At 71.2% G+C, this 7,428-nt stretch carries 10 protein-coding genes; 5 read left to right on the top strand and 5 right to left on the bottom strand.

From position 1 onward, the window contains the following. Positions 1-123 precede the first annotated feature (123 nt). The 3 genes from priA to H5965_RS43785 are packed head-to-tail and all read right to left on the bottom strand — an operon-like array spanning position 124 to position 2,411. On the bottom strand, positions 124-861 hold the full coding sequence (priA, locus tag H5965_RS43795) for a bifunctional 1-(5-phosphoribosyl)-5-((5-phosphoribosylamino)methylideneamino)imidazole-4-carboxamide isomerase/phosphoribosylanthranilate isomerase PriA (protein ID WP_310977206.1): 738 nt from the start codon (positions 859-861) through the stop codon (positions 124-126). 36 nt (positions 862-897) lie between these two features. After that, on the bottom strand, positions 898-1,515 hold the full coding sequence (gene hisH, locus H5965_RS43790) for an imidazole glycerol phosphate synthase subunit HisH (RefSeq protein ID WP_310977210.1): 618 nt from the start codon (positions 1,513-1,515) through the stop codon (positions 898-900). A gap of 32 nt (positions 1,516-1,547) precedes the next feature. Beyond that, positions 1,548-2,411 (bottom strand): hypothetical protein, encoded by an 864-nt coding sequence (locus H5965_RS43785; protein WP_310977205.1) that lies wholly within the window; start codon positions 2,409-2,411, stop codon positions 1,548-1,550. 170 nt (positions 2,412-2,581) lie between these two features. Here H5965_RS43785 and H5965_RS43780 point away from each other — a divergent pair, with 170 nt between their 5' ends. The 3 genes from H5965_RS43780 to H5965_RS43770 are packed head-to-tail and all read left to right on the top strand — an operon-like array spanning position 2,582 to position 4,559. Further along, positions 2,582-2,758 carry a hypothetical protein gene (locus H5965_RS43780; protein ID WP_310977204.1) on the top strand — a complete coding sequence of 59 codons (177 nt, stop codon included), beginning with the start codon at positions 2,582-2,584 and terminating at the stop codon, positions 2,756-2,758. Between the two features lie 48 nt (positions 2,759-2,806). Then, positions 2,807-3,979, top strand: coding sequence for an acyl-CoA dehydrogenase family protein (locus tag H5965_RS43775; RefSeq protein ID WP_310977203.1), 1,173 nt, complete (start codon positions 2,807-2,809; stop codon positions 3,977-3,979). 37 nt (positions 3,980-4,016) lie between these two features. Further along, positions 4,017-4,559, top strand: a complete 543-nt coding sequence (locus tag H5965_RS43770; protein ID WP_310977202.1) for an NIPSNAP family protein — start codon at positions 4,017-4,019, stop codon at positions 4,557-4,559. Here H5965_RS43770 and H5965_RS43765 read toward each other — a convergent pair. After that, entirely contained in the window at positions 4,545-5,141 is a 597-nt protein-coding gene (locus H5965_RS43765; protein WP_310977201.1) for an NUDIX hydrolase, read from the bottom strand. The two genes, H5965_RS43770 and H5965_RS43765, sit on opposite strands and share 15 nt — an antisense overlap. An 80-nt stretch (positions 5,142-5,221) precedes the next feature. On the opposite strand from H5965_RS43765, the gene H5965_RS43760 reads away from it, so the two are divergent. Then, complete coding sequence (locus H5965_RS43760) at positions 5,222-5,428, top strand: hypothetical protein (protein ID WP_310977200.1); 207 nt, start codon at positions 5,222-5,224, stop codon at positions 5,426-5,428. A gap of 1 nt (position 5,429) precedes the next feature. Then, entirely contained in the window at positions 5,430-6,557 is a 1,128-nt protein-coding gene (locus tag H5965_RS43755; RefSeq protein ID WP_310977199.1) for a hypothetical protein, read from the top strand. On the opposite strand, the gene H5965_RS43750 is transcribed toward H5965_RS43755, so the two are convergent. Next, positions 6,535-7,425 carry a transketolase family protein gene (locus tag H5965_RS43750; RefSeq protein ID WP_396137003.1) on the bottom strand — a complete coding sequence of 297 codons (891 nt, stop codon included), beginning with the start codon at positions 7,423-7,425 and terminating at the stop codon, positions 6,535-6,537. The genes H5965_RS43755 and H5965_RS43750 overlap by 23 nt on opposite strands. Positions 7,426-7,428 lie beyond the last annotated feature (3 nt).

The following is a 7,428-nucleotide window of genomic DNA, read 5'->3' as shown; positions in this document are numbered from 1 at the left end:
TGAGGTGGTCGTCGATCTTGACGTAGAGTGCGGTGAGAAGGGTGTTCAGGTCTGTCGTCACAAACGGATCTTGGACACCCTTCGTCCATCTCCGGTCACCACCCAGACTTACGCATTACTCGTCTAGACCTTCGCGACCGCGGCGAGCGCCTCGGGCAGCGTGAACGCGCCGGCGTAGAGCGCCTTTCCGACGATCGAGCCCTCGACACCGTCGGACGCCAGGCCCGCCAGCGCAACCAGGTCGGCCACGCTCGACACCCCGCCGGAGGCGATCACCGGCGCGTCGGTGCGGGCGACGACGTCACGCAGCAGGTCGAGGTTCGGGCCGCGCAGCGTGCCGTCCTTGCTGACGTCGGTGACGACGTAGCGGGACGCGCCGTCGCGGTCGAGGCGCTCCAGGACGTCCCACAGGTCGCCGCCGTCGGAGGTCCAGCCGCGGGCCGAGAGGCGGTGGCCGGCCTCGGTGATCCGCACGTCGAGGCCGATCGCGACGCGGTCGCCGTACTCGCCGATGACCCGGGAGGTCCACTCCGGGTCTTCGAGCGCGGCGGTGCCGAGGTTGACCCGCCGGGCCCCGGTGTCCAGGGCGGCCTTCAGCGACGCGTCGTCGCGGATGCCGCCGGACAGCTCGACCTTGACGTCGAGCGTGCCGACGACCTCGGCGAGCAGCTCGCGGTTGCTGCCCTTGCCGAAGGCGGCGTCGAGGTCGACCAGGTGGATCCACTCGGCGCCGTCGCGCTGCCAGGCCAGGGCGGCTTCTAGGGGGCTGCCATAGGAGGTCTCGGTGCCGGCCTCGCCCTGGACGAGTCGCACGGCCTGGCCATCGGCCACATCAACGGCGGGAAGCAGCGTGAAAGTCACGCGGGTAACTCTAGGGCGGCGGCCCGGCTCACCCGGTCAGAGGGTCGCCAGCCAGTTGCGCAGCAGCTGCGCCCCGGCGTCGCCCGACTTCTCCGGGTGGAACTGGGTGGCCCACAGCGGCCCGTTCTCGACCGCGGCGACGAAGTCCTCGCCGTGGTGGGCCCAGGTGACCTTCGGCTCCTGGCCGGGCAGGCCGTCCAGTTCCCACCTGCGCGCGGCGTAGGAGTGCACGAAGTAGAACCGTTCGTCCGGGTCCAGCCCGGCGAACAGCTGCGAGTCCGCGGGCGCGCGCACGGTGTTCCACCCCATGTGCGGCAGGACGTCGGCGTGCAGCCGGTCGACGACCCCGGGCCACTCGCCGGTGCCCTCGGTCTCCTCGCCGTGCTCGACGCCGCGGGAGAAGAGGATCTGCATGCCGACGCAGATGCCGAGCACCGGCCGCCCGCCGGCCAGCCGTTTGCCGATGATCCGGTGCCCGTGCACGTCCAGCAGCCCCGCCATGCAGGCGGAGTAGGCGCCGACGCCGGGAACGACCAGGCCGTCGGCTTCGACGGCGGCATGCGGGTCGGCGGTGACCTCGACGTCGGCCCCGGCGCGCGCCACAGCGCGTTCGGCGGAGCGGAGGTTGCCGGAACCGTAGTCGAGGATCACCACACGAGACACGCCACCCAGCGTAGCCGTCGCTCTCAGCGGCGCTCGAACGAATAGACGTCGGTCACGGTGTTGCAGGGCGACGGCGGCACGACCTCGACGCGCAGCACGCCGGCGTCGTAGTCGACGCCTTCCGGGGTGAAGGTCCCCGTGCAGGTGCTGACCAGCGGGACCTGGCCGATCTCGTGCACGTGCGCGGTGACGTCGCGGCCGGTCAGCGGCCGGGCGAGGTCGATCTGCAGGAGCTGCAGGTTGGTCGGGTACAGGTCGTTGTACGGGTCGCTCGTCGCGCAGATCAGGCGCGTCGCGCCGACGAAGTCACAGCCCTGGGCGTTGCGGAGGTGGTGGTCGAGGTGGATGCGGGCGGCGACCGGCAGGTCGCCTGCCTGCCGCGGGCCGCGCGGGTTGAGGAACGGCGTCGGGGAGACGTAGAGGCGGTCGATCTCGCCGAGCGGGCCGGAGACGAGCCACTGCCCGTCGGGGGTGGCCGCGACCTGGGCGTTCGCGTTCACGGCCGGCTCGCCGGGCTGCAGCGGGTGGACGAACTCCGTCGTCGTCCCGTCGGGCTGGGTGACCAGGTACATCTTCGTCGTGGGCGTCGGGGTGCGCGTGTCCTGGTAGACGTCGAAGACGTGGCCGCGCAGCGAGTCGGGGTCGCCGACGTGGCCCCAGCCCTCGTCCTTGAGCGGCTGCGGGATGGTGGCGCCGTTGCGGTAGACGAGCTCGGGGGCGTGGCCGGGCCGCCGCAGCGTGGCGAGGCCTTCGCCGCTGATCCGGTTCTCGGCGGTGGTGTGGCCGACCTGCCGCCAGCCGCTTCCGTGCGCGGCGGCGACGCCGGCGCCGGCGAGCAGGGTGGCGGTGGTGAGGGCGAGCAGACTTGCCGTCCGCAGTGTGCGCATGTGCGCTCCTCGGGAGTGGAGGCCTTGGCGGCGGCGACGTCATCCTGCCACAGAGCGCACGCTCCCCGGAAAAATCTTGAAGACACCCGTTTGAGCGTCCCGCTCGCCGGGTATCACTTCACCCGATCGTGTGCGCTGAGCCGCCACGACCGGACGCCAGGGAGGCGAAGATGGCCGAGGACGATCTGCTGTCCCAGATGCTGCACGCCTGGCGCGACGACATCGAAAGCGTGCCGTTCCCGCAGTTCGGCGAGCTGCTGATCCCCCGCCAGCAGACCCGCCCGCGGTGCGTCCCGAGCACGTCTGCTGCCCGCGTGACGAACGCCACGCGGAGAACAGACGCCTGACTGTGGTTTCCTGCGGTGGCCGCATCGACGCGTCCCCCGGGAGCCCTCATGAGCCGCACCCCTGACCCGCACGATTTCCTCGACCTCGACGCCGGGCTCGCCGAGGAGGAACGGGCGATCCGCGACGCCGTCCGCGCGTACGCGAAGGACCAGCTGCTCGGCCACGTCGCCGACTGGTACGAAACCGGCGCGCTCCCCGCCGCGGAACTCGCGAAGGGCTTCGGCTCGCTCGGCCTGCTCGGCATGCACCTGGAGGGCTACGGCTGCGCCGGCACCAGCGCTGTCGCCTACGGCATCGCGTGCCGCGAGCTCGAGGCCGTCGACTCGGGGCTGCGCAGCTTCGTCTCGGTGCAGGGGTCGCTGGCGATGTACGCGATTCACAAGTGGGGCAGCGAAGAGCACCGGCAGGAGTGGCTGCCGCGGATGGCGACCGGCGAAGCGCTGGGCTGCTTCGGGCTGACCGAGCCGGACGCGGGCAGCGACCCGGGCTCGATGCGGACGCGGGCGGTGCGCGACGGCGACGACTGGGTGCTGTCCGGCACGAAGATGTGGATCACCAACGGAACCGTCGCCGACGTCGCGGTCGTCTGGGCCCAGACCGACGACGGCATCCGCGGCTTCGTCGTCCCGACCGACACGCCGGGCTTCACCGCGAACGAGGTCAAGCACAAGCTGTCGCTGCGGGCGTCGCTGACCGCGGAACTGGTGCTCGACGGCGTCCGGCTGCCGGCGTCGGCGGCGTTCCCCGAGGTCCGCGGGTTGCGCGGGCCGCTGTCCTGCCTGAACGAAGCTCGTTACGGGATCCTCTTCGGGGTCGTCGGGGCGGCGCGCGCGTGTTACGAAGCCGCGCTGGAGTACACGCTGTCGCGGTCGCAGTTCGGGAAGCCACTGGCCGGGTTCCAGCTGACCCAGCGCAAGCTCGCCGACCTGGTCGTCGAGGTCAACCGCGCCGGGCTGGTGGCGCTGCAGATCGGCCGGCTGAAGGACGCCGGTTCGCTGCACCACAACCACGTCAGCTTCGGGAAGATGGCGAACGTCCGGTCGGCGCTGGACGTGGCCCGGACCGCGCGGTCGATGCTGGGCGCCAACGGGATTTCCCTGGAGTACCCGGTGATGCGGCACATGGCGAACCTCGAGACGGTGCTGACGTACGAGGGCACCGAGGAGATGCACGCGCTGTCACTCGGTCAGGCGGTCACGGGGCTCGCGGCGTTCCGCTGATCGGTTTTTGTCGGTGGTGCCCGCTAGCTTCGGCGGCATGACGTTTTCCGAGTTCGAAACCGTGGTGGAACTGCGGCGCTACACCCTGCACCCCGGCCGGCGCGACGAGCTGATCGAGCTGTTCGAGCGCGAGTTCGTCGAGCCGCAGGAGGCGGCGGGCGCGCACTTGTTCGGGCTGTTCCGAGCGAGAGCGTCCCCGGACGAGTTCGTGTGGCTGCGCGGCTTCCGCACGATGTCCGAGCGCAAGGCGGCGCTGGAGGCGTTCTACTCCGGCCCGGTGTGGCGGGAACACCGGTCGGCGGCGAACGCGACGATGATCGACTCCGACAACGTGCTGCTGCTGCGCCCGGTCCGCCGCGGCCTGGCCGCGCCACCACCGGGCGCGGGCGTGCACGTGACGATTTCGCCACCCGCTCCCCCGCCGGAGTCGGCGTTCGCGGCGTTCGAAACCGAGCCGTCGGAGAACAACTTCCCGCAGCTGCCGGTCCGCACGGACGGCCCGTTCTCGGTGTGCTTCAGCCGGGTGCCGTCGGAGTCGTCGTTCGAGCTGGTGCCGACCACGCGGTCACTGATCCGGTGAGAGGAGTTCGATGAGCCCGGTGGGGTAGAGGATCTTGCTGCCGTCGCGGAAGTCGCGGAGGTCGACCCAGCGCGCGGTGGCGGGGTCGTCGAGGATCTTCATTTCGTCGCGCCGGTAGAAACCGGCGTCGACGAACTCGGCGGTGAAGACGAAGGCGATCTCGTGCCCGGGCCGGTCACGCCAGGTGAAGACGTTCTCGAGCACGCCGAGCCGGTCGCCGACCTCGATCTCGGCGCCGAGTTCCTCGCCGAACTCGCGCACGAGGGCGTCCTTGCTGCCTTCGCCGAACTCGATCCCGCCGCCGAGCGGCCGGTAGTAGGTCTCGCCTTTGAGGTCGTCGTGTCCTTCGAAGACGAGCAGTGCGTCGCCGCGCCGGATGACGGCGAGCGCGATGGGCCGGATCGATGGCATGGCGGCCACGCTATCGACCCGCGGCTCCCGAAGCACGAGCCCGGCCACCCACCCGGCCCCGGCCAGGCCGAGCACCCCGGCGGCCAGCCACGCCCACCCATCCCCGAACACCCCGGCCACGGCAACGACCACCACCCCGACGGGAGGTACCACCCAGGGCGAAAACCCCATCCTGACCTCGTCCCACACTCCTCGACTGGGCCTGAATGCTGGCCTAACATGGTCGGATCCTGGAGGGCGGGGTGAGGCGCATGCGCAGGCTTCGGCTCGTCGTCGCCCTGGCGTTGCCCGGTCTCTTCGGCTACGGCAAAGGCCCGCTCCCGCCGCCCGGCGAAAGTGAAGACACGTCCGGAAGCAGCAAGTGCCCGCGGTGCGGCGGCTCCCTCCGCCGTCGCGAAGGCAAGTCGTATTGCCGCAAGTGCGCCAGGGTGATCTACAAGTCCCCGGGGAACGGCTGAGGTGGCCGGCCCCGCGCTGCCCGACGCCGCGGTCGGGCTGGGGGCCCGCATCGGCCGCTACTTCAGCGTGGTCAGCGTGCTGCCCGCGCTGTTCCTCGTCGTGTGGACCGCGGCGCTGGTGACCAGCGAGGCCTGGCGGGGCCGGCCCGACGTGGGGCTGATGGTGCGCAGGCTCGGCGGGCTGAACCTCAGCGGCGCCGCGTGGCTGATCCTGGTGACGATCCTCGTCGCCCTGTTCCTCCATCCGCTGCAGGTGGGGATGACCCGGTTGCTGGAGGGCTACTGGGGAAGCTCGCGTCCGGCGGTCGTCCTGCTCCGGCTGCGCATCACCCGGTACCGGAAGCGCCGGGAACGGCTGGAGGATCGCCGGGAGGCCCTCGAGGAAACCCGTGACCGGGAGCTCGACCGGCTCCTGGCGGCCGCGCATCGCGAGGCCCTCGCGAACGGCGAGGACGACCCCGATCCCGCCGGCCTGCCCGAACGGCAGCGCAAGGACGCCCGCGAAGCGATGCTGGAGATCCCGGCCGGGCAGTCCCTCAGCGGAATCCACGCCGCGTGGTCCAGCATCCCGCGCGCGCTCGCGCGCTACCCCGACGTGGCGCGCATGATGCCGACGAGGCTCGGCAACGCCCTGCGGTCCGGCGAAGACAAGGCCGGGCGGCAATATCGGCTCGACGTCGTCAAGACCGCACCGCACATCGGTCTCGTCGCCCCGCAAAGCCACCTCGACTACATCGACGACGCCCGGCAGCAGCTCGACACGTCGGCGAGGTTGTGCGTGGTCGCGTTCGTCGTGACCCTCGAAACGGCGGCTTTCCTGGTGACCGGCGGCTGGTGGCTCCTGCTCGCGCTGGGCCCGTACTTCCTCGCGTACATCGCCTATCGCGCGTCCGTCGCGGCGGCGGAACAGTACCTGGGCATCCTCAGCACCGTGCTGGACCTGAACCGGTTCAAGGTGTACGAAAGCCTGCACCTGCCGCTGCCGACGACCGCCGAACAGGAGCGGGAGAGCAACAAGAAACTCATGAGGTTCCTCGGCGGCGAACCCGAACACCTGCGGTACAAGCACCCCGCCGCCGGTACCCCCAGCACCGGCGACAGTGCTGCTACTCCCCCAAAAACTCCCTGATCGAGAACCCCAGCGACCCGGCATCCAGCCCGTGGGCCAGATCGTGGTCCCCGATGGTCCCGTACGTCCGGACCTCCACGTCCCGCCGCACGCCCAGCGATCGCAACCGATGCGGCACATCGGAAAGCGCCTCCGCCACCCACGCGGCCGACGTTCCGGCCAGGTACGGCTCCACCAGCACGACGGAAGCGGACGAGGAAAGCACCGCCGACCGCAGACCGGCCGCGTCGAACGGGCGGATCGTCGAGGCGTACAGCACCGTCACGTCCAAGCCCGCCGTCGCGCGCAGGACCCGGTCGAGCACCGGGCCCACCGCCACCACCACGCCGGCCGACCCGGACCGCAGCCGGGTGAAGCCCACGCCCAGGTGCGGAGAAGCGTTTTCCTGCGCCGAAAGCCGCAGGTAGACCCGGCTGTTCCCGGGGATCGACTCCAGCAGCAGGCGCTCGGCCTCGGCCGGGTGGCCCGGCACGTGCACCGTCCAGCCCGGCAGGGAATCGATCAGGGCGACGTCGCCCGGGGACTGGTGCGTGCGCCCCGCCGTCGGCATGTCGTACGACGCTCCCCACGACACCAGCACGCCACCCACGTCCTGGTGCGAGAAGTCCAGCTTGATCTGCTCGAAGGCGCGCTCCACCAGGAACGGCGGGAACGTGTGCACGATCGGCCGCAGGCCCGCCAGCGCCAGCCCGGCCCCGGTGCTGACCAGCATCTGCTCGCGGATCCCGACGTTGATCACCCGGCCCGGGTGCCGCCGGGCCGCGCCGGCGAGCTGCGCGGCCGAGATGTCGGCCAGCACGACCGCGACGTCCGGGTCGGCGTCGACGATCCGTTCGGTGGTGGCGAGGAAGGTTTCCCGCATCGGCAACAT

The organism is Amycolatopsis sp. 505 (assembly GCF_031625235.1).
Lineage (GTDB): Bacteria > Actinomycetota > Actinomycetes > Mycobacteriales > Pseudonocardiaceae > Amycolatopsis.
This window is presented reverse-complemented; position numbering and strand designations above follow the sequence as displayed.